The organism is Aeromonas sp. R2-3, from assembly GCF_040908375.1.
Classification (GTDB): Bacteria; Pseudomonadota; Gammaproteobacteria; order Enterobacterales; family Aeromonadaceae; genus Aeromonas; species Aeromonas veronii.
Genome location: NZ_JBFODP010000003.1, coordinates 129,268 through 154,368, shown reverse-complemented (window position 1 = coordinate 154,368; position 25,101 = coordinate 129,268). Strand labels below are relative to the sequence as shown.

Genomic DNA, 25,101 nt, shown 5'->3' with positions numbered 1-25,101 from the left:
ATTCGGCAGGCGCTGGACAAACCGTCCATCACCGGCTGCAACGCCAAGCAGAACAAGGAGATGTTATGAGCAGTCCGTTTATCGAGCAGATCAAAGCACGTCGTACCATCTATGCCCTGGGCGACCAGGTGTCCCATACGCCGGAGCAGCTGACGGCCCTGATCCAGGATGCCATCAGACACAGCCCCTCCTCCTTCAACTCCCAGAGCTCCCGTGCTGTCATCCTGTTTGGCGCCCAGCACCACAAGCTGTGGGATATCGTCAAAGCCGAGCTGAAAAAGATTGTGCCGCCGGAAGCCTACGCCCAGAGTGAGGCCAAGGTAGATGGCAGCTTCCGCGCAGGCTTCGGTACCGTGCTGTTCTTCGAAGACACCGACGTCATCAAGGATCTGCAGCAAAAATTCGCCCTCTATGCCGACAACTTCCCCATCTGGTCGGAACATGCCACCGGCATCGCCCAGTTTGCGGTCTGGACGACGCTGGCACAGGAGAAAGTCGGTGCCTCCCTGCAGCACTACAACCCGCTGATCGACGAGGCGGTACGCAAGGAGTGGAACCTGCCCGCCAGCTGGCTGCTGCGTGCCCAGATGCCCTTTGGCAGCATCAAGCAACCGGCCGGTGACAAGACCTTTATCGACGACGCTACCCGTTTCCGTGTTTTCAAATAACCGTTGAGAAAGCAAAACGCCCCCGCATCTCGGGGGCGTTTTTATTGCGGCATACAGTGTTGATGGCAATGGTTCATACCGCAATCTGCGGTCGTAACGCGCTCTATCCACCGCTCAGGCGGGCAGCGTCACCAACAGGGACGTCTCCCCCGGCTCCATATTCACCTCGCACCAGTCGCGGATCACCGCCACCACCGCCGGATTGAGCGGCGCATCGCCCCCTACCTGCACCACACTGCAACCTGCACGCAGGGCACTCTCGATACCGGCCGGGGCATCCTCGAACACCAGACAACAATCGGGCGACACGCCAAGCCGTTTGGCTCCCAGCAGATAGGGCTCGGGATCGGGCTTGCCATTGACCACCTCTTCGGCCCCCACCAGCACAGCCGGCAGCGGCAAACCGGCACAATTCAGGCGGTGACGGGCAACCTGCTCACTGGCGGAGGTCACGATGGCCCAAAGCTCTGGCGGCAAATGGCGCAGCAACTCGCCAGCCCCTGCGATGGCGTCGCCGCCGGTATGCAGCATCTCCAGCTCGTCGAGCCGCGCCGCCTCCCGCTCCACATCCAGCTGCGGGGCCAGCGCCCGGATCACCTCACGTGAGCGCATACCGTGGCATAGAGCCAGTACCGGCTCAGGGGCAAGCTGATGATACTGGCACCAGAGCCGCCACACCTTCTCCACATCGCAGGTCGAGCAGACCAGAGTGCCATCCATATCGAGCAACAGGGCGGATACCGACAGGGTGAGCGTGTTCATGCCAGCGCTCATACAGACACCCCGGCCAGCTCGGGCAGAGAGCCAGAGAGTGCATCGGCAAAGGCCTGCTGCTGGGCGGCACGCTCATAACAGGCCAGCGCCTGCTCGGCACTGCCAGCCCACACTTGCAAGGGGCCGACCACAAAACCCTGTTGCAGCAGGCTGGCGAGCAGCTCCCCCGTCTCCGGGGCCGCCAATGGCTGGGCCAGCACCAGCTTGCCCTTGATCAAAAAAAGATAACGTTGAGTGGACATGATATGGCTCCTTATTCCGGTTCAGAGGAGGGCGATTCCCCCCTTGCAGAGCCATTAGAACAAGGCGATTAGATAATTTATAATCAATAAATCGCCACTTTGGATAACCAATTGGAATGAGATTCGACTTGAGGCAACTGCAGGCGTTTGTGACGCTGGCCGACACCGCCAACTACCGGGAAGCGGCCAGCCGCCTCTTTATCACCCAGCCGGCACTCACCAAGCAGATCCAGGGGCTGGAGCAGACGCTGGGCTGCACCCTGTTCAAACGGGGCCGCCACGGCGCCGAGCTGACGGCGCTCGGCGCCCAGCTGCTCACTCAGGCGAGTGCGCTGGTCGAGCACGGTCGGGAGTTCGAAAGCCATGCGCTGGCTGTGGCGAGCGGGGTAGCCGGTCGGCTCAAGATTGGCTTCGGTCTGTCGAGTTTCGCGCTTGCACCCTCGCTGGTGGCCCGCTTCAAACAGCAGGTCACGGACGTGATGGTCCATCTGCAGGATATGCCCTCCGCCATCCAGCAGGAGCAGTTGCTCTCCGGCCAGTTGCAGCTGGGCTTTATGCGCAGACCTCAGATGCCGCAGTTACAGGAGCACAAACTGCTGATCGACCGGCTGGTGCTGGCGGTGCCGACACGGATGACCGAGCCAGACCCGGCCGCATTCGACGTCCAGCAGGCACTGACCAGTCAACCCCTGTTGCAGATGGTGGGCCACCGCTGCCCCGGGCTCAGCCAGCAGATCGCCGGTTTTCTCGGCGCCAATCGGCTGACCGGCATGGTCCAGGAGGCCGAGGATATCCAGACGCTGGTGGCATTGGTCGCGGCAGGCATAGGCAACGCCATCCTGCCGCGCAGCGTCAGCTTTATCGCAGGGCCCGATGTCACCCTCTATCCCCTCTCTGGTCCCAGCTCCGAGTGGGAGGTCAGCATGGTATGGAATCCGGACTTTGCCGACCCCATCAGGGATCACTTCGTCAGGCAGGTGATCGCCAGCCATCCCCTGCCGGTGTCGGCCACGCCCGAGCGCTGAAACCAACGCTCGCTGGTAGCTAACATCGTGCCACGTCAAAACAGTGCGCCCCCATCAAGGGGGCGCATGCAGGACAAAAGCGGCAATGCGGCTCAACAGCTGGCGCAGTGGCTACGGTTTTTACCCGCCCCCTTGGCGCAATAAAGCGCCGCATCGGCCGCGGCCAGCAACGCACCTTCCCCCTCCAGCAGTTGCTCTGCCGTGTAGGTAGCAATGCCAATGCTGGCGCTAAGCTGAATATTATTTGCCACCACGATGTCGAGATCGTTGATGGCCTGGCGGATCTCCTCTCCAATCCGCTGGGCCGCATCTCGATCGGTATTGCCGAGGATCAGGGCAAACTCGTCACCACCAAAACGGCAGGGCAGATCCGCCGGACGCTGGCAGAAGGATTGCAGAAGATGGCCCACCAGCTGGAGGGAGCCATCCCCCATCTGATGACCAAGATGGTCATTGCACGCCTTGAAGTTATCCAGATCCAGCATGATGAGGGAGAGCGGGGTATGTTCACGCATGCTGCGCCGCCACTCGTTATGCAAAAAGCTGTTGAACAGCCGCCGATTGGCCAGTCCGGTCAAGGGATCATGTTGGGAGAGGCTGGCAACTTCCAGCTCCAGCAGCTTGCGCTCGGTGATATTGATATGGGCGATGGAAAAATACTCGGCATCAAGCCCGGGTACCGGCGCGACTCGCATCATAAACCAACGCTGGGTGTCGGGGCTGTGGCAGGGGTATTCCAGATAGAACTTCTCCTGCTGATGACGGATAACCCGGAGGATCCCCTCCACAGCAGCCAATCCAGAGGGCTCAGATTCAGCGTCACAAGCCCCCATGTAATTGACCCCAATCCAGTTATATCCCTTGGGCATGCCGTTTTGCTCGGCAAACAGATCCCAGGCGAGATTGGTGTAATGGATCACGCCATCCCGATCTATCACCGATATCTGGTCTTCCAGCGAATCCAGCAGCGCAGCCAGATAATGAGCCCGCTCGGAGAAGTGACTTCGCGGCCTCTGTATATCATCCACCATGATGGCCATCCTGTGGCAAAAGTGGCATACCGCCATCTATTAACAATAAAGTCAGCAGATAGAGTAAAGCACCCCATTCCCACTTAGCCAACTGAGACCAAATTTCACCATCGAACACTATCCGGCAAGGTTTCAGGCCAGTTTCCCAGGTCCGGATCACAAGAGCACATCATGAGCATATGTATCTGATAAGTCACATTTAATGGCCACACCACTGATTTTCGCAGGGGATGCCATCGCCCTCTCCGTCCATTTTGGTGTTCGGGCAATGTTGCAAAAACCAGGTTGCCTCCTCGCAGGAGGTCATCTGGGAGCAATGCTGCCGACCATCACACTGACGAATAAAGGTTGTTGCCTGTGGCGTGCTGACCTCCTCCTGATTGAAAGATGAGACCGGCAATGGCGCCATCGACTCGGCCGAGAAACGGGAATAGATGGAAAAGAGGCCGACGAGCACCAGCAGAGGGATCAATTTGCCACTCCAGCTGCTCTTGCGACGTCGATAGGGGTTACTTCTCTCTCTGGTCGAGGTGGATCGTGGCGGCTGACTTGCCGCCCGAAACGATGGCGCCGCCGATGATGCGGATGAAGGCTCGGCATCCGCCAACGTGAGCGGGCGATCGGGGAAAAAGACCTGTAACGCCCTCGGTTTGCCATCCTGGCCACTGCCGATCAGATAGGTGACACGCTCCCCCGGCTCGGGCACGCGGCCATCTGATTGCAGCGCCGTAACGTGCACAAACAGCCCTGCACTGCGTGCTCCATTGATTGCCTGCTCGGCGCCATTTTGCTCCGGCGTAATAAATCCAAAGCCGCGCGCCTCGTTCCAGCTCGCGATCCGTCCCTGATAACGCATCTGTCCATCCTTGTTGTTATCCATGTGAGCACTATATTGCCCGACAATCATGTTGCCCAAAAGCGCTGCGGCCCGACAAGGGGCCGCTGAGTCAATCTCAACACGGTGCTCGGGTGCTGCCTGCGTTAAGGATCAAGCCAGCCGGGACACCTTGATGATCTCGGCGATACGGCCCAGCATCCGCAGCGAGGTGTGATGCTCGGTGGCATCTGCGGCGGCGCAGGCATCCTCCAGAATGGTGATGGCGTAGTCGCGATCGTGACCATCCCGCGCCGCCGCCTGAATGGCCCAGCTAGTGCTCACCCCGCACAGATAGAGGTGGTCGATGTGATTGGCGCGCAGCGCAGGCTCCAGCGCCGTGCCATAGAAGGGACTGACCCTGGGCTTGGTCAGCACCAGATCGCCGGGCTGCACATCCAGATCAGGATGAAAGTCGGTGCCGCTGTCAGCCAAAGAGAGCGCACCCTGCTGGTGAGCGCGACCAAACATGGGGGAGCCTTTGGGTTGCAGCTGATAGCCGCCGTCAAAGCCCACCTTGATCAGCACCACCAGCCAGCCGTGGGCGCGGGCATGGGCCAGCGCCTGATTGGCATGCGCAATGGCATCCTGCTCCACCACGTGGGCTGCGGAGGCGGCAATGCGCCCGTCGGGATGGGCAATATCGTTGATAAAATCGATCACCAACAGTGCCTTGTTCATCACCTTTGCTCCTTCGCGCATTCTGCCCGTGTTACCTGGTTTCTACCTGTCAAACCAGCCCCAGTGCATAGCGCAGCGCCATCTCCTTGAGCGGGCCCGCCTTGTCCGCCAGATTGAGAGCAAGATTGCGGGCCAGCTTGAGCGGGCCAATCTCGTTGCTGAATACCCCGTAGAAGAGATCCATTCCCGACTGCATCAGCAGGTTGTCGGGGCGACGGCGTCGCTCGTAACGCTCGGCCAACGCCAGCTGATGCCAGTCGGCGCCAGCTCCTTGCAGCAGATCAGCCCAGCAGGCCACATCCTTGAAGCCGAGGTTGACCCCCTGCCCCGCCAGCGGGTTGATGGTGTGGGCAGCATCGCCAAGCAGCACCACCCGACCGGCGTGATAGTCGTTGGCGTGGCGGCGCACCAGCGGGAAGCTCCCCTTGCCGGTGACGGTGAACCCGCCGAGCCGACTCGGGAAGTGGCGGCGCACTTCGGCGGCAAGCCCTTCGTTGCTCATGGCCGCCAGCGCCCGGATCCGGGCCGGGCTGTCATACCACACCAGAGAGCCGTGCTGGCCTGGTAGTGGCAGGAAGGCGCGCGGGCCGCTCGGGGTGAACTGCTGCCAGGTGATATCTTCCTGCGCAAAGTCGGTGTCGATATTGATCAGCATGCAGTGCTGGCGGTACTCGAAGCGCGATACGCCGATACCCGCCAGCTTGCGGGTGTGGGATTCGGCGCCGTCGCAAGCCAGCACCCATCGGGCCGCCAGCTCGGTGCCGTCGTCCAGAGTCAGCACAGCTTCATCTGCACTCTGGCGCAGGCTGGTCACCGCCGCCGGGGTGTGGGTCTGGATGGTGGGAAAATCCTCCATCCGCTTGAGCAGGGCGAGCTGTACCAACCGGTTTTCGATGATGTAGCCAAGCTGGGGCAAGCCGAGATCGGCGGCATTGAAGCGGGTGGCAAAACCGTCCAGCTCCCAGGTCTCCAGTCGGCGGTAGGGGCAGAGCCGCATCTGCTGCAGATGGTGCCAGGCACCGGCCTGCTCCAGCAGCGCCACCGAGGCCTGACTGATGGCGGAGACCCGCAGATCCAACGGCTGCTCCGGCGCGTAATGCTCCGGCAGTTGGGTCTCGATGACCCGCACCGAGAGGCCCTGAGCTGCCAGCAGACAGGCGGTGGCGGCGCCCACCATGCCGGCGCCGACGATGGCGATATCACACTGTTCCATACATTTATTCCTGAAAGGGTGCGTCCGGCGACAGCGCCCGGACGTGAACCGGATGGCTGCATGATAGCGCAAGGGCGACTGATAAACAGTGAGACAAACGGGGAATTGCTGCGTCAAATCAAGGAGAAAGCTTATTGAGCTTGCTGGCAACAGGTATCGGGTGAGCACCATTGCCATCTGGATATTAGCTAGGCAGTATCCAGATTGCGGAGTAAAATGCGCGGTCCTTTGACCATGCCGATTTCAAAACAAGTCAAGAGAAGCAATGAGCAAGAAACTTCACATTAAAACCTGGGGTTGCCAGATGAACGAGTATGACTCGTCCAAAATGGCCGACCTGTTGGATGCCAGCAATGGCTACACCCTTACCGAAGAGCCCGAAGAGGCAGATGTCTTGCTGCTGAATACCTGCTCCATCCGCGAAAAGGCGCAGGAGAAGGTGTTCCACCAGCTGGGACGCTGGAAAAAGCTCAAGGCCAACAAGCCCGGTCTGGTGATCGGCGTGGGTGGCTGCGTTGCCTCTCAGGAGGGCGATGCGATTCGCCAACGCGCTCCCTATGTGGATATCGTGTTCGGCCCGCAGACCCTGCATCGCCTGCCCGCCATGATCAAGGAAGTGCAAGAGGGCCGTGGTGCCCAGGTTGATATCGCCTTCCCCGAGATCGAAAAATTCGACAGCCTGCCCGAACCGCGCGCCGAAGGGGCCACCGCGTTCGTCTCCATCATGGAAGGCTGCTCCAAATACTGTACTTACTGCGTAGTGCCCTACACCCGCGGTGAAGAGGTGAGCCGACCGCTGGACGACGTGCTCTACGAAATCGCCCAGCTCGCCCAGCAGGGCGTGCGCGAAGTGAACCTGCTCGGCCAGAACGTCAACGCCTACCGCGGCCCGACCTTTGATGGCGGCATCTGCACCTTCGCCGAGTTGCTGCGTCTGGTGGCCGCCATCGACGGTATCGATCGCATTCGCTACACCACCAGCCACCCGATCGAGTTCACCGACGACATCATCGAAGTCTACAAAGACACCCCGGAAGTGGTCAGCTTCCTGCACCTGCCGGTGCAGAGCGGCTCCGACCGTATTCTGACCATGATGAAGCGCCCGCACACCATCCTGGAGTACAAATCCAAGATCCGTCGTCTGCGTGCCGCCCGTCCCGACATCACCATCAGCTCCGACTTTATCGTTGGCTTCCCGAACGAGACGGACGAAGACTTTGAAGCGACCATGAAGCTGATCGAGGATGTGGGTTTCGACATGAGCTTCAGCTTCATCTTCAGTCCGCGCCCGGGCACCCCGGCCGCCGACATGCCCGACGATGTCGACATGGAAGTGAAGAAAGCCCGTCTGGCCCGCCTGCAGCACGTCATCAACAACCAGGCGATGCAGATTGGCCGCGCCATGCTGGGCACCACCCAACGCATCCTGGTGGAAGGGCCTTCCAAGCTCGACCCGATGCAGCTATGTGGCCGCACCGAGAACAACCGGGTGGTCAACTTCGAAGGCCAGCATACCCTGATCGGCGGCTTTGCCGACGTGGAGATCACCGAGGTGCGTCCCAACTCCCTGCGCGGCAAGTTCATCCGCGGCGAGAGCGAGATGAACCTGCGGATCGCCACGGCACCGAGCGAAATCCTGGCCCGTCGCCCGGATAACGTACCGGACGAGCTGGGCGTGGCCGCCTTCACACCCCATTAATCCCCTCCTCCCCATTCGCCCGGCGGATGGGGAGCGCCTTGAGACGAGGATATTTTGAGCCGACACATCTCGACCCTGAATCTGCATCTGGAGCCCGCCGACAACCAGCGCCTTGCCAGCCTGTGCGGCCCCTTCGATGACAATATCAAGCAGCTGGAGCGCCGCCTCGGCGTCGAGATCAGCTACCGTGACAGCCACTTCCAGCTGGTGGGCAAACCGGCCCAGATGGATGCCGCCGCCGTCATCCTCAAGCACCTTTATGTGGAAACCCAGCCCCTCAAGGGTGGCAAGGTGACCGACATCACCCCCGACATGGTCCATCTGGCCATTCAGGAGTCGCGAGTGCTGGAGCAGGATGACGAACCGGCACCGAGCATCCCCTATGGCAAGGAGGTGACGGTCAAGACCAAGCGCGGTCTCATCAAGCCACGCAGCCCAAATCAGGCCCAGTACATTGCTAATATCGTGCGCCACGATATCTGCTTCGGCATAGGCCCGGCCGGTACCGGCAAGACCTATCTGGCGGTCGCGGCAGCAGTGGATGCGCTGGAGCGTCAGGAAATTCGCCGCATTCTGCTGACTCGTCCGGCGGTGGAAGCGGGCGAGAAGCTGGGCTTCCTGCCTGGCGATCTCTCCCAGAAGGTGGATCCTTACCTGCGCCCGCTCTACGACGCCCTGTTCGAGATGCTGGGCTTTGAGCGGGTCGAGAAGCTGATGGAGCGCAACATCATCGAGGTGGCGCCGCTCGCCTATATGCGCGGAAGAACCCTCAATGACGCCTTTATCATTCTCGATGAGGCCCAGAACACCACCACCGAGCAGATGAAGATGTTCCTGACCCGGATCGGCTTCAACTCCAAGGCGGTGGTCACCGGCGACATCACCCAGGTAGACCTGCCGCGCAACGCCAAATCCGGCCTGCGCCACGCGCTGGAAGTGCTGCCAGGGGTCGATGGTCTGTCGTTCAACTTCTTCGAGTCCAAAGACGTGGTTCGCCACCCGGTGGTGGCCCGCATCGTGCAGGCCTATGAGGCGTTCGATGCCAAACAGGCAGCCGAGAAGGTGGCCGGCCAAACAAACTCCAGCAAAGAGAGCGAGCAATGAGCGTAACCCTGGATCTGCAACTGGCCAGTGCCAGCACCGACGGCCTGCCCACCGAAGCCCAGCTGCAAGGCTGGCTCGACGGCACCATTCTCGGCTTCCAGCAGGAGGCTGAAGTGACGGTGCGCATCGTCGACGAGGCGGAGAGCAACGAGCTCAACCTCACCTATCGCGGCAAGGACAAGCCCACCAACGTGCTATCCTTCCCGTTCGAGGCGCCACCCGGTCTGGAGCTGCCGCTGCTCGGCGATCTGGTGATCTGCCGTCAGGTGGTAGAGCGCGAGGCCGAGGAGCAGGGCAAGCCCCTCATGGCCCACTGGGCCCACATGGTTGTGCACGGCAGTCTGCATCTGCTAGGTTATGACCATATCGAGGATGAGGAAGCCGAAGAGATGGAAGCGCTTGAGCGCGACATCATGCAGGAGCTCGGTTTTGCCGATCCTTATCTGAACGACGAAGAGTAAAACGTCGGACGGTCATCGACTTGAAACAGCAGATGGCCATCCTTATATAACCCGAACAATTTCAAGTGTGTTTAAGCGAGTAACCAAGAGAAAAAATGACCGACGATCACCCTAGTACCGGCTCGCCGAAGAAAACCTGGCTCGACAAACTCAGCCAACTCTTCCAGGGCGAGCCAAAAGACCGCAATGATTTGGTAGACGTGATAGCCGATGCCGAAGAGCGCGACCTCATCGATCAGGACACCAAGGACATGATCGAGGGGGTGCTGGAGATCGCCGATCTTCGCGTGCGCGATATCATGATCCCCCGCTCCCAGATGGTGACCATCGAGAAGTCCCAACCGGTGGATGCAATCCTGCCGGTGATCATCGAGTCCGGTCACTCCCGCTTCCCGGTGATCAACGAGGACAAGGATCATGTGGAGGGCATTCTGCTCGCCAAGGATCTGCTCCCCTTCGGGTTTGGCGGCCATCACGCCAGCGAGCCGCTGCAGCTCGAGAAAATCTTGCGCCCCACGGTGATCGTGCCGGAAAGCAAACGGGTTGACCGTCTGCTCAAGGAGTTCCGTGAAGAGCGCTACCACATGGCCATCGTGGTCGACGAATTTGGTGGCGTCTCCGGTCTGGTGACCATCGAAGACATACTGGAACTGATCGTTGGCGAGATCGACGACGAGTTTGACGACATCGAGGATGAGCCGGACGAAATCCGCCGCCTCAGCAAGCGGGTCTTCTCCATCAGCGCCCTGACCGAGATCGAGGATTTCAACGACTTCTTCGGCACCAAATTCAGCGATGAAGAGGTGGATACGGTGGGTGGTCTGGTAATGCACGCCTTCAGCCACCTGCCAAAGAAGGGCGAGGAGATCGAGCTGGACGGCTACCTGTTCAAGGTGATGCATGCCGACCGGCGCCGTCTGCAGCAGCTGCAGGTGAAGATCCCCGAGCACCACGCGGCGGCGCAATCCGAGCCGCAATAGGCAGATCCGCTCGATGTGTGAAACAACGCCCCGACCTCGGGGCGTTGTGCTCTCTGCCACCGGCATCGAGGCTCGCCGTTGCCCCGCTTACAGGTTAAGATACCGGCCATTCGACCCCAGTTGCACACCAAGACGAGCACCATCGCCCGTGAGATTATCCCCTGTTACTTCCAAAATTCTGTTAAGCCTCAGTGCATTGGCCTCTGGCGCCATCGCGGTGCTGGCCTTCTCCCCCTTCGGCTACTGGCCGCTGGTGATCCCCTCCCTGCTTGGCCTCTACGCCCTGCTGGACAAAGCCACGCCGAAACAGGCTGCCTGGCGCGGTTTTGGCTACGCCATGGGACTCTTTTTGCCGGGGCTGTGGTGGATCCATGTCAGCATGACCGAGTTTGGCGGCATCCCGCTGCCGGTCGCCTTCGTCCTGCTGGCCGGGCTCTCCGCCTATCTGGCACTCTACCCGACGCTCGCCTGCTGGGTCTTTGCCCGCTTCTTTGGCGGCCGTCACTGGAGCCGCTGGCTGCTCGCCTTCCCGGCCCTCTGGTTGGTCGCTGACTGGCTGCGCGGCTGGGTGATGACCGGTTTCCCCTGGCTCTGGTTTGGCTACAGCCAGATCGACGGCCCCCTCAAGGGCTTTGCCCCCATTCTCGGGGTGCAGGGCATCACCCTCGCCCTGTTGCTGTCCGCCTCCGCTATCTGGCTGGTGTGGAAGTCCCGCTCCCCGCTCTGGCTGGCGGTGCCCGCCCTGCTGGTTGCCGGTGCCCACGGACTTATGCAGCTCAACTGGGTGACCCGTGGCGAACCGGTCAAGGTGGCACTGGTGCAGGGCAATATTGCCCAGTCCCTCAAGTGGGATCCGGAGGCGCTGGCCCCCACGGTGCGCACCTATCAGGACTTGAGCCGCGAGAATCAGGATGCCGACATCATCATCTGGCCGGAATCGGCGATCCCGGCCATCGAGAAGGCGATGGGCCCCTATCTGGAGAATCTGGACAAGGCGATGAAGGTGAACGATACCGGCCTGCTGGCTGGGATTATTCACTACGACGAGCAGCAACAGCGCTTCTACAATACCGTGCTCGGCATGGGGGTGCAGGATGCGGATGGCAAGGAGTCCTACTTCTACAACCACTCCAACCGCTACAACAAATACCACCTGCTGCCCATCGGTGAGTTCGTGCCGTTTGAAGATCTGCTGCGCCCCATCGCCCCCTTCTTCAACCTGCCGATGTCCTCCTTCAGCCGGGGTGACGAGGTGCAACCAAACCTGATCGCCAAGGGGCTCAAGTTTGCCGCCGCCATCTGCTACGAGATCATCTTCCCGGAGGAGGTGCGCCGCAACGTCAATGCCGATACCGATTTCCTGCTGACCGTCTCCAACGATGCCTGGTTTGGCACCAGCATCGGCCCCTGGCAACATATGGAGATCGCCCGGATGCGCGCACTGGAGCTGGCTCGTCCGCTGCTGCGCGACACCAACACCGGCATCACTATCGTGACCGAGATCGATGGCAGCATCATCGGCCAGATCCCGCAGTTTGAAGCGGGTGTGCTGCGCAGCGAGGTGCGTCCCGCCCACGGCGAGACCCCCTACCTGCGCTTTGGCAGCTGGCCCCTCTACGGTCTGACCGTACTGCTGCTGGGTCTGGCCCTGGCGCTGCGCCCCAAGGCTCACCCCTGGGCCCGTGAGCTGTAATGGCCATCCACCATCCCTGATAAACAACGAGGCGCCCACAGGCGCCTCATTTTTTTACGACAAATTATCACGCATCTTTTTGCAGGCAGCAGATCACATAGCCGTAACTGCCCAGATATTGGCGGTGGATGGCTACTTCCCGGCTCAAGTCCTGCCAGGCGGCACTCTCCCACAGCTCGTCTCGATAGCGCACCAGATTGACCTCGATAGGGTCCAGATAGTTGTTCCAGGCGCTCATCGGCAAGGGTGTGTGTGATAGGCAGCGGTAGCCTGCCGCTTGTACCGTCTCAAGCAGGCCCGCCAGCGTCTGCATGGCGGGATAATCCTGCTGCCAGAATGCTAATGCCTCCTCGGGCGGGTTATCGGTCAGCCAGACCGCATCACTCAGCACGATGCAAGACTGCGGGCTCGCGAGCAGCGGACGCCACGCCTTCAGCGCATTAGCAACCCCCATCACGTAAGCGCTCCCCTCTGCCCAGATGAGGTCGGCCGGGGCCAGATCGTCCGGCAGTGCCGCCATGTTGGCGCAGAGGGTGGAGACATGCTCAAAGCCCGCCGCACGGGCGGAGTGCGCCACGGCGGCCAGTGCCTCCTCTTCCAGATCGATGGCTACGATAGTGGCATCGGTCACCTGAGCCAGCGCCATGGTCGAGGCACCGCGCCCGCAACCCATGTCAAGGATCCGGCGCGGCCGGATGGGCAAGGCGGCAAACTGCTGCTGGGTGAAGGCGCGATCCCCCGGCCCCCAGTAACTCATGCCATCCAGCAGCTGGATAAAGTCCTTGATGTAACGCTCATGTTCATTCATGTCTTTGCTCAACCATTGCAAGTGGTAGCGATCTTTCTCGCTAAAACCCTGTTTCATCGCCCACGCGAAGTAGGCCTCCGGTGCCTCGCGCTTCAGTTGCAGCTGCCAGGCCTTGAATTCCTCACCGGAGCGCGGGCGCAGCCCTGCCAGATCCGCCAACAGATCCCGGGCGCGCTGCATCCGCGCCAGCTCCTCATCCAGCTCCCTGACCCGGGCCTGCAATGCCGCTTGCTCTATCTCGCCAGCCAGACAGGCGAGGCACTGCTTGAGGCTGAGACCACCTGCCTGCAGGGCCTGCACCATCTGCAGTCGCTGCAGATCCCCCTCGTCATAGTGGCGATAGCCGTTGGCGGCCCGAGTACCGGCAATCACTCCCAGCTTCTCGTAATAGAGCAGGGTGGAGCGGGCGAGGCCGCAGCGGTGGGCCAGTTCGGATATTTTCATGGCAATCACTCACGGTGCGGGCCCTCAGATGACCCGATAGAGATGAGCTTAAACTGTGAAGCTATAGACAGGTCAACGCCCTTTTCCAGAGATCCGCCAACAAAAGCGGCCACCCGAGGGTGGCCGTTGTCAACGATGTCAGCAACAAAGCAGCGATACTACCGGCTCAGAGATCGGCTGCCTCCAGATGCTCCACCAGCAGCTGCACGCTGCGGTTGCCGCGCCACTCGTTGACGTCAAGCCGGTAGACAAGCCTCACCCGCTTCACCGAGGCATCGGGCCAGCGCTTGAGATCGACGCCAAAGGCGATGGCATCCACCGCGTGACCGGAATCGGTTGTCAGCATCATTTTGAGGTGCTTCTCCCCCACCAGCCGCTGCTGCACCAGCACGAACTCGCCGTCGAACAGCGGCTCGGGGAAGGCCTGACCCCAGGGGCCAGAGGCGCGAATCAGCTCCGCCAGCTCGAGGTTGAGCTCATCCGGCAACAATTCGCCATCGGTGAGCAACACCCCGGTCAAAAGCTCCGGTGTCACCAGCTCACTGATGACCGCCTCAAAGGCCCGACCGAACGCCTCGATGTTGGCCTTGGGCAGGGTCAACCCCGCCGCCATGGCATGGCCGCCAAACTTGCCCATCAGGCCCGGATGGCGGGTATCGAGCAGTTCCAGCGCATCGCGCAGGTGCACGCCGGGGATGGAGCGGCCGGAGCCCTTGAGCTCGCTCTCGCTGCTCTCGGCAAAGGCAATGACCGGGCGGTAGTACTTCTCCTTCACCTTGGAAGCCACCAGCCCCACCACCCCCTGATGCCACTCGTCCCGATGCAGCACTATGCCCGACGGCACCTCGCCATCGCGAAACCGGATCTGCTCCAGGGTGGCGAGGGCCTCCTGCTGCATCCCCTGCTCGATCTCCTTGCGCTCCTGATTGAGGCTGTCCATCTCGGCCGCAAGCTGGCGCGCCAGATTGAGGTCATCGCAGAGCAGACAGGCGACCCCGAGGGACATGTCATCGAGGCGCCCTACCGCGTTGAGGCGCGGCCCCAGCGCAAAGCCGAGGTCGGCGGCAGTGAGGCGGCGACCATCGCGGCCCGACACATCCACCAGCGCCTGAATGCCGGGGCGACAACGGCCAGCCCGGATCCGCTGCAACCCCTGATGGACCAGAATGCGGTTGTTGCCATCGAGCGCCACCACGTCGGCGACCGTGCCAAGGGCCACCAGGTCGAGGTAATCCGCCACATTGGGGGCTCGCAACCCTTGCCGTTCGTACCAGCCAAGCTGACGCAGATGGGTGTTGAGGGCCGCCATCAGGTAAAAGGCTACCCCCACCCCGGCCAGCGACTTGGAGGGGAAATCGCAACCGCGCTGGTTCGGGTTGACGATGGCATCGGCATCAGGCAGCTCCTGACCCGGCAAATGGTGATCGGTAACCAGTACCTGCATGCCGGCCGCCTTGGCCGCCGCCACTCCGGCGATGCTGGAGATGCCGTTATCCACCGTGATCAGAAACTCGGCGCCGCGGGCCACCGCCAGCTCGACGATCTCGGGGGTGAGGCCGTAGCCAAACTCGAAGCGATTGGGCACCAGAAAATCGATATGGCGGCCACCCATGGCGCGCAGAGCCAGCACACACAGCGCCGAACTGGTGGCTCCGTCGCAGTCGAAGTCGCCGACGATAAGGATCCGTTTCTGGGCGGTCAGGGCCTCCGCCAGCAGCGGCACCGCCTGCTCCATGCCATAGAGGCGCTGGGGCGGCAACAGCTGGCTGGCGCTGCGCTCCAGCAGGGCGGGATCCTCTACGCCACGGCTGGCGAAGATTTGGCGAAGCAGGGGATGCAGGGTGGCAGGCAGATGGGAATCATCAACTCGCGGACGACGACGGATTTGCAGGGACATCAATATGATCCAGTATCTTGAGCAGCTGTTCGGGGCTCTGATACCCGCGCACCAGATCCCCGTCGGAGGAGACCCAGGCCGGCAGTACCTTGACCCCCAACCATTGGCTCAGGCCAATATTTTGGATAAGGGTCTCACTACATGCCGTTTGAGGCAAATAGGCTTTTAACGGATCATTTTGCAGCAGGGGATCGCTGCACCAGTCGGCAGCCCGTTCGGCGTGATCAATCACCGGATAGAGAGCCACGCTCACCCCGGATGCCTGCAGGTGTTGCAAAGTGCCGGAGAGCTGACGACGTCTGGCGTCCTGCTCGCCGAGAAACAGCGCGACCCGGTGACGCTCATCCCGGGCCTTGAGCACGATGGGGGCATGGGCCACCTGCGCCAGACCAAGTCGGCGCTGCTCGCGCATACCCGAGATGGTCAGGTTCTTCATGTCGCGGGTCATATCAAGCATGACCCCCTGCACCACATAATCCCCTTTGGCATCGCTGTAGAGCACCCCCTGTGAGGTGCCCAGCATATACAACCCCGCGATCGGGGTCGGTTCAACCAGATAGACGGGGACCCCCAGCCGGGCTGTGATGGTCTGTTTCAAGGCTTGGGTATCCATCCCCGCTCTGGCAGCAAATGTGCACAAAAGCATCATTCCCAGTAGTAAATACTTCACTTGTTTACTCACGTGGTATGAATGAATCGACCCAGCAAACTACAGCAGCACAGCTCATCATTCAACCAGCTACTTACCAAAAAATTAATATCACTTTGTACCAAAAAAATGGTTCCCCCCGATTGCCAAGGACTCATAACGCCCGCAAGCTAGTCAGGACGACAGGAACAACGCGGCTTAGCCTCTGTTTTTCCTGACAAGAGTTCACCCTTTGGCAAGGGTAATCAACGCGCTATCTTGTTTAATTTCGGAGGAAATAATGAGTCTGATTCAAGAGTTCAAAGCCTTTGCCGCCCGCGGCAACGTCATCGATATGGCGGTCGGTATCATCATTGGTGCCGCCTTCGGCAAAATTGTCTCCTCTTTTGTCGGTGACGTGATCATGCCGCCCATCGGCCTGATCCTGGGCGGCGTGGACTTCAGCGACCTGGCGGTCACCCTGAAGGCCGCAGAAGGTGCAACACCCGCCGTGGTCATCGCCTATGGCAAGTTCATCCAGACCATCATCGACTTTCTGATCATCTCTTTTGCCATCTTCATGGGACTGAAGGCCATCAACACCCTGAAGAAAAAGCAGGAAGAGGAAGCCGCCGCCCCGGCAGGCCCGACCAAGGATCAGGAGCTGCTGACCGAGATCCGTGATCTGCTGAAATCCCAGCAAGGGAAATAAGCGCCATCTCCTGTCGTGTAGAGATAAAAAAACCGCTTGCTGGCGGTTTTTTGTTTTTGGGAGGCCAGCCACTCAAGCTCTGGGGTGGTGCTCCCCGTGCAGGGCCTTGAGCCGCTCGTTGGCGACATGGGTGTAGATCTGGGTGGTGGAGAGATCCGCATGGCCCAGCAGCATCTGTACCACCCGCAGGTCGGCGCCGTGGTTGAGCAGATGGGTGGCAAAGGCGTGGCGCAAGGTATGGGGGGACAGCTCACCGTTGATCCCGGCCCGCAGGGCATAGAGCTTGATGCGATGCCAGAAGGTCTGGCGGGTCATCATACGGGCCTGCTTGGAGGGAAACACCACATCCGAGCTGGTGCCCCCCAGCAGCAGGGTACGGGCCTCCCGGTTGTAACGCTCCAGCCAGTGCATCGCCTCCTCGCCCATCGGCACCAACCGCTCCTTGTTGCCCTTGCCCACAACCCGCACCAAGCCCTGACGCAAACTGACATGCTCGGCAGTGAGCCCCACCAGCTCGGAAACTCGCAAGCCGGTGGCGTAGAGCAGCTCCAGCATCGCCTTGTCCCGCAACTCCAGCGGGTCATCCACCAGCGGCGCACTCAAGAGTGCTTCCACCTCCGTTTCGCTTAAATCGGAGGGGAGTTTTTTCGGCAGCTTGGGCCCCTCCAGCAGCACGGTCGGATCGTCGCTGCGCAGCTTCTCGCGGTTGAGATACTGGTAAAAGCGGCGCAGGGCCGACAGGAAGCGGGCCGTACTGCTGGCCGCAAACTGATGATCGACCCGCCAGGCGAGGTAGTGCTGGATCTCGTCCATCCCCGCCAGCAGCAGCGAGCTCCCCTGCTCGTCGAGCCAGAGGGAGAACTTCTCCAGATCGCTGCGATAGGAGCTGACCGTGTTGTCAGACAATCCCCGCTCCAGCCAGAGGGCGTCGAGAAAGGGTTCAATCAGGGGATGTGGGTCGGGTTTGCTCATGGTGCGCTGCAATCAGGGGATCGATGGCCCATTGTAACGCGTCAACTCCTTGGAAAGACAAGGCACTTTCATTGGAAAGATAAGGCACGTTTGCCACGCCCCTTGCCGGGCGGTGAAGGTCGAATGGCAATCTGCTAGACTGGCGCCCTCCCCTTACGTTACCCATCGTGTTGCCAACATGGCGCAGCCCACACGAGCATGCGAGAACGCGCCAAAAGCAAGCGAGAAAGCGCCAACAGAGAGAAGAGCGATGAAGATTGGTCTGTTTTACGGTTCCACCACCTGCTACACCGAGATGGCTGCCGAGAAGATCCGCGCCCTCATCGGCCCCGAGCTGGTGGATATTCACAATATCAAGGATGTCTCCCTGCGCCTGATGGAGGATTACGAGATCCTGATCCTCGGCATCTCCACCTGGGATTTTGGCGAACTGCAGGAGGACTGGGAGTCCCGGTGGGAAGATATCGCCGATCTCCATCTGGAGGGACGCATCGTGGCCCTGTTTGGCCTCGGCGATCAGCTCGGTTATGGCGAATGGTTCCAGGACGCCCTCGGCATGCTGCACGACCAGCTGGTGCCAAAAGGAGTCAAGCTGGTGGGCTACTGGCCCAACGAAGGGTACGAATTCGATGCCTCCAAGGCACTGATCGACGATGGCCGTCACTTCGTCGGGCTAGCCCTCGATGATGCCAACCAATATGACCAGACCGATCCGCGCATCGAGCAGTGGGTCGAGCAGATCCTGAGCGAAATCCACGCCCTGCTCTGATCTTTCCCACGTTTTGGCAAAACGACCCTGAGCGCCTGGCCCTGGCCGCCGGGCGCAGTTATCGCACCGATTTTCTCAATCGGTATCATCGCATGACGCTATAGCGACTTTTTTGTGCTGGTCTGCAACAATGGACTCGACATCCCATAACAATCAGAGCCGGATGTCGGAAGCAAACGGACAGACCAGAAAAGGATATTCTATGACCCCATTCTCCCTGTTGGCCCCCGCCATTGCCCGTGACGTGCTCGATCACGCGCTGGCGCTGGGTGCCGATTTCGCCGAGCTGTTTGTCGAGCGCAAGCGCCGCAGCCAGCTCAGCCTGCTCTCCAGCCAGATAGAGAACATCAGCGGTGGCCTCGATTTCGGCATCGGTGTGCGCCTCTGTTACGGCCACAAGGTGCTCTACGGCTACACCAATCTGGCCAGCCGCGACGAGCTGCTGCGCATCGTCACCCTGCTGGCGGCCAAAGACCGCCGCGACCCCGTGGTGACCGCCACCGCCTTCGATTTCACCCGCCTGACCGACCGCAACCCGGTGGCCCTGCCCCTGTCGGCCGACAAGCTGCTGGAGCAGAAGATCGCCTATCTGCACGCCATGGATGCGGCGGCCCGCGCCGAGAGCGACAAGGTGAGCCAGTTCTCCGGCAACGTGCTGGGCTGGGAGCAGGAGGTGGAGATCTTCAACAGCGAAGGGTTGCAAGTCGCCGATCGCCGCCACTACAACCGCATCATGGCCCAGACCATCGCCATGGAAGGGAGCGAGCAGAGCGTCGGTTACGAGGCACCCGGCGCCCTGATGGGCTGGGAGCATGCCGATCGCATCGATCCGCGCGAGCTGGCCCTCACCGCCACCCGTCAGGCACTGGTGAAACTGGGCGCGGCTCCCTGCCCGAGCGGCACCCTGCCGGTCATCATGGAGAACGGCTTTGGCGGCGTCATCTTCCACGAGGCTTGCGGTCATCTGCTGGAGACCACCTCGGTGGCCAAGAAGGCATCGGTGTTCCACGACAAGATGGGCCAGCTTATCGCCAATCCGGAGGTCAATGCGGTGGACGAGGGACTGCAAGGCAACGCCTGGGGCTCCATCAACGTCGATGACGAGGGGATGGCGACCCAGCACACCCAGCTCATCAAGGACGGGGTACTGACCGGTTTTCTGGTGGACCGAATGGGGGCCCTCAAGACGGGCTACGCCCGCACCGGCTCCGGGCGGCGCGAATCCTACAAGTACGCTCCCACCTCGCGCATGCGCAACACCTATATCGAACCGGGCCACCACAGCCTCGACGATATGCTGGCCACGGTGGAGCACGGCATCTACGCCAAGAAGATGGGGGGCGGCTCGGTACAGCCCGGCACCGGTGAATTCAACTTCAATGTGCAGGAGGCCTACCTCATCGAGCACGGCAAAATCACCAGACCGCTCAAATCAGCCACCCTGATCGGTACCGGCCCGCAGGTGCTGCAAGAGATCTCCATGGTGGGCCGCAATCTGGCGCTGGCCGCCGGTATGTGCGGCTCTGTCTCGGGCTCGGTCCCCACCTCGGTGGGCCAGCCGGCGCTGAAAGTAGACAACATTCTGGTGGGAGGGAACGCCTGATGAGCCAGCTCGACATGAACCAACTGCTCACCCGCCTGCTCGACAAGGTGGCCGACCTCAACGCCGAGGCAGACATCATCGCTAATCAGGAGAAGGCCTTCTCCCTCAAGGCAGACAAGGGCGAGCTGGGTGAATACAAGGTCACCAGCAGCCAGCAACTCGGTATTCGCCTGATCAAAGAGGGCCGAGTCGGCATCGCCTACTCGGAATCCCTCGATGAGCTGGCGCTGGATGCCATGCTGCAGGATGCGCTCGATGCCAGCCGCTTTGCCAAGGTGGATGCGGATCAGCGCATCTCGGTGGCCAATAGCCGGATCACCACAGATTGCGCCGAGATCAACCAGCCCGATAGCACGCCGGTTGAGGAGAAGATCGCCCTGGCCCTGCGTCTGGAATCTGACATGCTGGCCATGCCCGATGTGAGCGGCGCCCCCTACAACAGCTTCTTCGAAGGGGAGAGCCAGCTCTGGCTCGCCAACAGTCAGGGCACCCTCTGCCAGCACGGCGAGTTCAGCGTCGGCTGCTACACCTCGGCGCTGGTGGAACGGGATGGCCGCCAGTCGATGCACTCGCAGGGGCAGTATGGCCGTCGCTTCGACGAGCTGGACAGTCAGGCCCTGATCGAGCAGATCTACGCCATCGCCGATGGTCTGCTGCCCGGTGAAGCGGTGCCGAGCGGTCGCTACAGCGTCATCTTCAGCACCAACTGCTTCGCCAGCCTGTTTGGCTGCTTTCAGGGCGTGCTGTCGGGCAAGTGGGCCCAACAAGGGATCAACCCCTGGCGCAGCAAGGTCGGCCAAAGCGTGGCGTCACGCTGGCTCACTCTGGAAAGCCGGGTCTATATGCCGGGCGGCATGAACATCAAGGCGTTTGATGGCGAGGGGGCGGCCAGCTCGGATCTGCTGCTGATTGGCGAAGGGGAGCTGAAGACCCTGCTCCACAACAGCGCTACTGCCCGCCACTTTGCCGTCGCCAGCAACGGCTCGGCCGCCCGCGGCGCTCGCAGCGCCCTCGATGTGACCGCTCGCCATCTGGTGTTTGGCGCGGGCCCCCATAGCGAAGCGGAGGTGCAGCGCGGTGACTATCTGGAGCTGGTCAAGCTGGACGGCCTGCACTCCGGTGCCGATGCGGTGAGCGGCGACTTCTCCTTTGGCGCGTCAGGGTTCCTCTGTCGCGATGGCGTTCGCCTGCAGCCGGTGCGCGGCATCACGGTAGCAGGCAACTTCTACCGCCTGCTGGGCGAGCTGGAAGCGGTCGGCGATACCCTGCACCACAACGACGGCAAGGGCTTCTACGCCCCGCAGATCCGTTTTGGCGGCCTCTCCGTCGCGGGCAAGTAAACGCCCCGACGAAACCTGCAAGTAAGAAAAAGGCGCCTGATGGCGCCTTTTTGCTCGTTATCTCGTCCACATTGATGGCATGACTCAGGGCGAGAGCGGCTCGCGATGATACTCGGCGCAGCCGCACTCGGGGCAAGTATCGAGCTGCTGGGGATGCAGCACGGTATGGCGCCAGCCACACTGGTCGCACACCATGACCCCGAGCCCCACCCAGTCGCCCGCCTCATAGACCCCCTTGTGCTCCAGCTCGTCAGCCAGCTCGCGCCACTCCACCTGGGCGCGGTCGGTCACATCCGCCAACCAGGACCAGGCGGTGTCTTTGAGGGCCAACATAAAGGCAGACTCTTCCACCTGCGCACTATCCTCATGGCGCCCCTCGTCATAGTTGCCCAGATCACGCTTCACGTACTCGGCGATCAGCGCCAGTTCGTCCTGAGTCAGGTCGCTGGCAGCCTCCAGATAGGCCTGCACCTTGGCAATCATCCGGTTGAGGCGCTCCCCCTGGAACTCTTCAGTCTCTTGCCACTGCTTTTGCAGCTCGGCAATGAAGGCTTCGTACCCTTTTTGACGTTTGTCCATGGCTCTAACTCCTCTACTAAACCCTGATCTGGCCCGGCTTAAGGCCCAAGGGACGCTGGCGGTTGTTGCCGCCGCAGGATATGGGTATTCTATTGCGATTTCCCAGCTGATTTATCTATTCATTTCACAGATCCGGATGTCACCAATGCAAGAGCAATACGTTCCCCAATCAATCGAACCAGCAGTGCAAAAGCACTGGGATGCCAAGAAAACCTTCAAGGCCGTGGAGAAGGTAGACAAGGAGAAGTTCTACTGCCTGTCCATGTTCCCCTATCCGTCTGGTCGACTACACATGGGGCACGTTCGTAACTACACCATAGGTGATGTGATCTCCCGTTATCAACGCCTCAATGGCAAGAACGTGCTGCAACCCATAGGTTGGGATGCATTCGGTCTGCCGGCCGAGAACGCCGCGATCAAAAACAATACCGCACCGGCGCCCTGGACCTACGAAAACATCGAATACATGAAGAACCAGCTGAAGATGCTGGGTCTGGGTTATGACTGGGATCGTGAAGTCGCCACCTGCAAACCGGATTACTACCGCTGGGAGCAGTGGTTCTTCACCAAGCTCTACGAGAAGGGGCTGGTCTACAAGAAGACCTCCTCCGTCAACTGGTGCCCGAACGACATGACAGTGCTGGCCAACGAGCAGGTGGTCGACAACTGCTGCTGGCGCTGTGACACCCCGGTGGAGCAGAAAGAGATCCCCCAGTGGTTCATCAAGATCACCGACTACGCCGAAGAGCTGCTCAGCGACATCGACAATCTGGAAGGCTGGCCGGAGATGGTCAAGACCATGCAGCGCAACTGGATTGGCCGCTCCGAAGGGGTCAACATCAGCTTTGCCATCGAGGGTCAGGCTGAGCAGTTGGAGGTCTACACCACCCGTCCGGATACCTTCATGGGCGTCACCTATGTCGGTATCGCTGCCGGTCACCCGCTGGCGCTGCAAGCAGCCCAGAACAATCCGGAGCTGGCCGCCTTTATCGAAGAGTGCAAGAACACCAAGGTAGCCGAAGCAGAACTGGCCACCATGGAGAAGAAGGGCATGGCCACCGGCCTCTATGCCATTCACCCGCTGGATGGCCGCAAGGTACCGGTTTGGGTCGCCAACTTCGTGCTGATGAACTACGGCACCGGCGCCGTAATGGCGGTTCCGGCCCACGATCAGCGTGACTTCGAATTCGCCACCAAATATGGCCTCGACATCAAGGCGGTGATCAAGCCGGTTGATGGCGACGTCGACGTGAGCGAAGCCGCTTACACCGAGAAGGGCGTGCTGTTCAACTCCGGCGAGTTCGACGGTCTCGACTTCCAGGGCGCCTTCGATGCCATCGCCAGCAAGCTGGAAGGGCTGGGCAAAGGCAAGCGCACCGTCAATTACCGCCTGCGTGACTGGGGGGTCTCCCGTCAGCGTTACTGGGGTGCCCCCATCCCGATGCTGACCCTGGCTGACGGTTCCGTGGTGCCGACGCCGGAAGATCAGCTGCCGGTACTGTTGCCGGAAGATGTGGTGATGGACGGTATCCAGAGCCCGATCAAGGCTGACGCCGAGTGGGCCAAGACCACTTACAACGGTCAGGAAGCGTTCCGCGAGACCGATACCTTCGACACCTTTATGGAGTCCTCTTGGTACTACGCGCGCTACTGCTCTCCGGACTACGACAAGGGCATGCTGGATCCGGCGGCTGCCAACCACTGGCTGCCGGTGGATCAGTACATCGGCGGTATCGAGCACGCCTGTATGCACCTGCTCTACGCCCGCTTCTTCCACAAGCTGCTGCGTGACGCGGGTCTGGTCAACAGCGACGAGCCGTTCAAGCGCCTGCTCTGTCAGGGCATGGTGCTGGCCGACGCCTTCTACTACAAAGACGAGAAGGGCGGCAACGTCTGGGTCAGCCCGACCGACGTCAAGGTAGAGCGTGACGAGAAGGGTCGCATCACCAAGGCCATCGACAACGAAGGTCGTGAGGTAATGCACTCCGGCATGACCAAGATGTCCAAGTCCAAGAACAACGGCATCGACCCGCAGCTGATGGTCGAGCGTTACGGCGCCGATACCGTCCGTCTGTTCATGATGTTCGCCTCCCCGGCAGAGATGACTCTGGAGTGGTCCGACTCCGGCGTAGAGGGTGCCCAGCGCTTCCTGCGTCGCCTGTGGCGCGTCACCTTTGAGCACGTCTCCGGTGGCGCCGTTGCCGCACTGGATGTGGCGGCTCTCACCAACGAGCAGAAAGCAGTACGCCGTGAACTGCACAAGACCATCGCCAAGGTGAGCGATGACGTGGGTCGCCGTCAGACCTTCAACACCGCCATCGCCGCCATCATGGAGCTGATGAACAATCTCTCCAAGCTGGGCAACGACGAGCAAGACCGCGCCCTGATGCAGGAAGCGCTGGAAGCTGTGGTAGTCATGCTCTACCCCATCACCCCGCACATCGGCTTCGAGCTGTGGAAGATGCTGGGCAAAGGCGACGACATCGATCACGCAGCCTGGCCGGTGGCCGACGAAGCGGCCATGGTCGAGACCGAGAAACTGGTGGTAGTGCAGATCAACGGCAAGATGCGCGGCAAACTGACCGTGCCGGCCGAGATCAGCCAGGCCGACGTCGAGAAGCTGGCGATGGCCGATGCCTCGGTACAGAAGTTCACCGACGGTCTGACCGTGCGCAAGGTGATCTATGTACCAGGCAAGCTGCTCAATATTGTCGCTAACTGATCGGTTGCCAACTGATGTCATACCATTTGGCGACCTTGGCTGACTGTGTGGCCACTCATGGGTAACGACGTACCGGCCCATGACAGCTCAACATTGTCGCTAACTAATTGGCTGCCAACTGATCATTGCCAATCTGTGACAGCAAACGGATGATAACGGCGGGCCCTGCGCCCGCCGCTTTC

The 25,101-nt window shown here is 60.9% G+C and carries 23 protein-coding genes; 12 read left to right on the top strand and 11 right to left on the bottom strand.

Translation table 11 applies throughout. The annotated features are described in order from the left end of the window. The first annotated feature begins 65 nt into the window (after positions 1 to 65). A complete protein-coding gene (locus AB5Z02_RS00715; RefSeq protein ID WP_005348028.1) occupies positions 66 to 668 on the top strand; it encodes a nitroreductase family protein in 603 nt (200 codons plus the stop codon). Between the two features lie 114 nt (positions 669 to 782). Here the strand turns inward: AB5Z02_RS00715 and AB5Z02_RS00710 are convergent, their stop codons facing one another. Together AB5Z02_RS00710 and AB5Z02_RS00705 are read right to left on the bottom strand one after the other, a co-directional pair. Then, on the bottom strand, positions 783 to 1,430 hold the full coding sequence (locus AB5Z02_RS00710) for an HAD-IA family hydrolase (protein ID WP_368214962.1): 648 nt from the start codon (positions 1,428 to 1,430) through the stop codon (positions 783 to 785). An 8-nt stretch (positions 1,431 to 1,438) separates the two neighbouring features. Next, positions 1,439 to 1,684, bottom strand: a complete 246-nt coding sequence (locus AB5Z02_RS00705; protein WP_005354070.1) for a hypothetical protein — start codon at positions 1,682 to 1,684, stop codon at positions 1,439 to 1,441. A gap of 116 nt (positions 1,685 to 1,800) precedes the next feature. Here AB5Z02_RS00705 and AB5Z02_RS00700 point away from each other — a divergent pair, with 116 nt between their 5' ends. Continuing rightward, positions 1,801 to 2,709 carry a LysR family transcriptional regulator gene (locus tag AB5Z02_RS00700; protein ID WP_368214960.1) on the top strand — a complete coding sequence of 303 codons (909 nt, stop codon included), beginning with the start codon at positions 1,801 to 1,803 and terminating at the stop codon, positions 2,707 to 2,709. A 92-nt stretch (positions 2,710 to 2,801) separates the two neighbouring features. Here AB5Z02_RS00700 and AB5Z02_RS00695 read toward each other — a convergent pair whose 3' ends face one another. From AB5Z02_RS00695 to AB5Z02_RS00680, 4 genes are all read right to left on the bottom strand, one after another. Beyond that, positions 2,802 to 3,740 carry a diguanylate cyclase gene (locus AB5Z02_RS00695; protein WP_368214959.1) on the bottom strand — a complete coding sequence of 313 codons (939 nt, stop codon included), beginning with the start codon at positions 3,738 to 3,740 and terminating at the stop codon, positions 2,802 to 2,804. A gap of 199 nt (positions 3,741 to 3,939) precedes the next feature. Then, positions 3,940 to 4,596 carry an excalibur calcium-binding domain-containing protein gene (locus AB5Z02_RS00690; RefSeq protein ID WP_368215019.1) on the bottom strand — a complete coding sequence of 219 codons (657 nt, stop codon included), beginning with the start codon at positions 4,594 to 4,596 and terminating at the stop codon, positions 3,940 to 3,942. A gap of 132 nt (positions 4,597 to 4,728) precedes the next feature. Next, complete coding sequence (locus AB5Z02_RS00685; protein WP_368214958.1) at positions 4,729 to 5,295, bottom strand: cysteine hydrolase family protein; 567 nt, start codon at positions 5,293 to 5,295, stop codon at positions 4,729 to 4,731. A gap of 49 nt (positions 5,296 to 5,344) precedes the next feature. Further along, positions 5,345 to 6,508, bottom strand: a complete 1,164-nt coding sequence (locus tag AB5Z02_RS00680) for an FAD-dependent oxidoreductase (protein ID WP_042061083.1) — start codon at positions 6,506 to 6,508, stop codon at positions 5,345 to 5,347. A 265-nt stretch (positions 6,509 to 6,773) separates the two neighbouring features. Between AB5Z02_RS00680 and miaB the strand changes: the two genes are divergently transcribed. The 5 genes from miaB (at position 6,774) to lnt (ending at position 12,445) form a co-directional block, all read left to right on the top strand. After that, entirely contained in the window at positions 6,774 to 8,207 is a 1,434-nt protein-coding gene (gene miaB / locus AB5Z02_RS00675) for a tRNA (N6-isopentenyl adenosine(37)-C2)-methylthiotransferase MiaB (protein ID WP_005335132.1), read from the top strand. A 54-nt stretch (positions 8,208 to 8,261) separates the two neighbouring features. Next, the gene (locus AB5Z02_RS00670) at positions 8,262 to 9,311 is read left to right on the top strand and encodes a PhoH family protein (protein WP_368214957.1); all 1,050 of its coding nucleotides are present in this window, start codon (positions 8,262 to 8,264) and stop codon (positions 9,309 to 9,311) included. Continuing rightward, positions 9,308 to 9,772, top strand: a complete 465-nt coding sequence (gene ybeY, locus AB5Z02_RS00665; protein ID WP_005354089.1) for an rRNA maturation RNase YbeY — start codon at positions 9,308 to 9,310, stop codon at positions 9,770 to 9,772. Before AB5Z02_RS00670 ends, ybeY begins: the two co-directional genes overlap by 4 nt. A gap of 95 nt (positions 9,773 to 9,867) precedes the next feature. Next, the gene (corC, locus tag AB5Z02_RS00660; protein ID WP_005354092.1) at positions 9,868 to 10,752 is read left to right on the top strand and encodes a CNNM family magnesium/cobalt transport protein CorC; all 885 of its coding nucleotides are present in this window, start codon (positions 9,868 to 9,870) and stop codon (positions 10,750 to 10,752) included. Between the two features lie 148 nt (positions 10,753 to 10,900). Next, positions 10,901 to 12,445: an apolipoprotein N-acyltransferase gene (gene lnt, locus AB5Z02_RS00655; RefSeq protein ID WP_368214955.1), complete on the top strand. Its 1,545-nt coding sequence runs from the start codon at positions 10,901 to 10,903 to the stop codon at positions 12,443 to 12,445. A 67-nt stretch (positions 12,446 to 12,512) separates the two neighbouring features. Here lnt and AB5Z02_RS00650 read toward each other — a convergent pair whose 3' ends face one another. From AB5Z02_RS00650 to AB5Z02_RS00640, 3 genes are all read right to left on the bottom strand, one after another. Further along, positions 12,513 to 13,697 (bottom strand): MerR family transcriptional regulator, encoded by a 1,185-nt coding sequence (locus tag AB5Z02_RS00650; protein WP_368214953.1) that lies wholly within the window; start codon positions 13,695 to 13,697, stop codon positions 12,513 to 12,515. A 166-nt stretch (positions 13,698 to 13,863) separates the two neighbouring features. Further along, complete coding sequence (recJ, locus tag AB5Z02_RS00645; RefSeq protein WP_368214952.1) at positions 13,864 to 15,594, bottom strand: single-stranded-DNA-specific exonuclease RecJ; 1,731 nt, start codon at positions 15,592 to 15,594, stop codon at positions 13,864 to 13,866. Then, positions 15,560 to 16,207, bottom strand: a complete 648-nt coding sequence (locus AB5Z02_RS00640; RefSeq protein ID WP_368214950.1) for a disulfide isomerase DsbC N-terminal domain-containing protein — start codon at positions 16,205 to 16,207, stop codon at positions 15,560 to 15,562. The genes recJ and AB5Z02_RS00640 overlap by 35 nt, the downstream gene beginning before the upstream one ends. 316 nt (positions 16,208 to 16,523) lie before the next feature. Between AB5Z02_RS00640 and mscL the strand changes: the two genes are divergently transcribed. Further along, positions 16,524 to 16,934 (top strand): large-conductance mechanosensitive channel protein MscL, encoded by a 411-nt coding sequence (mscL, locus tag AB5Z02_RS00635; protein WP_047438040.1) that lies wholly within the window; start codon positions 16,524 to 16,526, stop codon positions 16,932 to 16,934. A 72-nt stretch (positions 16,935 to 17,006) separates the two neighbouring features. Here mscL and xerD read toward each other — a convergent pair whose 3' ends face one another. Beyond that, positions 17,007 to 17,906 (bottom strand): site-specific tyrosine recombinase XerD, encoded by a 900-nt coding sequence (xerD, locus tag AB5Z02_RS00630; RefSeq protein ID WP_151286089.1) that lies wholly within the window; start codon positions 17,904 to 17,906, stop codon positions 17,007 to 17,009. Between the two features lie 250 nt (positions 17,907 to 18,156). On the opposite strand from xerD, the gene fldB reads away from it, so the two are divergent. The 3 genes from fldB to AB5Z02_RS00615 all read left to right on the top strand — a co-directional run bounded on the left by fldB (position 18,157) and on the right by AB5Z02_RS00615 (position 21,618). After that, positions 18,157 to 18,675 carry a flavodoxin FldB gene (fldB, locus tag AB5Z02_RS00625; protein WP_021229741.1) on the top strand — a complete coding sequence of 173 codons (519 nt, stop codon included), beginning with the start codon at positions 18,157 to 18,159 and terminating at the stop codon, positions 18,673 to 18,675. Positions 18,676 to 18,877: 202 nt separating this feature from the next. Next, a complete protein-coding gene (locus AB5Z02_RS00620) occupies positions 18,878 to 20,278 on the top strand; it encodes a TldD/PmbA family protein (RefSeq protein WP_368214948.1) in 1,401 nt (466 codons plus the stop codon). Beyond that, on the top strand, positions 20,278 to 21,618 hold the full coding sequence (locus tag AB5Z02_RS00615; protein ID WP_368214946.1) for a TldD/PmbA family protein: 1,341 nt from the start codon (positions 20,278 to 20,280) through the stop codon (positions 21,616 to 21,618). The genes AB5Z02_RS00620 and AB5Z02_RS00615 overlap by 1 nt, the downstream gene beginning before the upstream one ends. Positions 21,619 to 21,702: 84 nt before the next feature. Here AB5Z02_RS00615 and AB5Z02_RS00610 read toward each other — a convergent pair whose 3' ends face one another. Further along, positions 21,703 to 22,197 carry a zinc ribbon-containing protein gene (locus AB5Z02_RS00610; protein ID WP_058059281.1) on the bottom strand — a complete coding sequence of 165 codons (495 nt, stop codon included), beginning with the start codon at positions 22,195 to 22,197 and terminating at the stop codon, positions 21,703 to 21,705. Between the two features lie 145 nt (positions 22,198 to 22,342). On the opposite strand from AB5Z02_RS00610, the gene leuS reads away from it, so the two are divergent. Then, complete coding sequence (gene leuS / locus AB5Z02_RS00605) at positions 22,343 to 24,919, top strand: leucine--tRNA ligase (protein ID WP_227274202.1); 2,577 nt, start codon at positions 22,343 to 22,345, stop codon at positions 24,917 to 24,919. Positions 24,920 to 25,101: the final 182 nt, after the last annotated feature.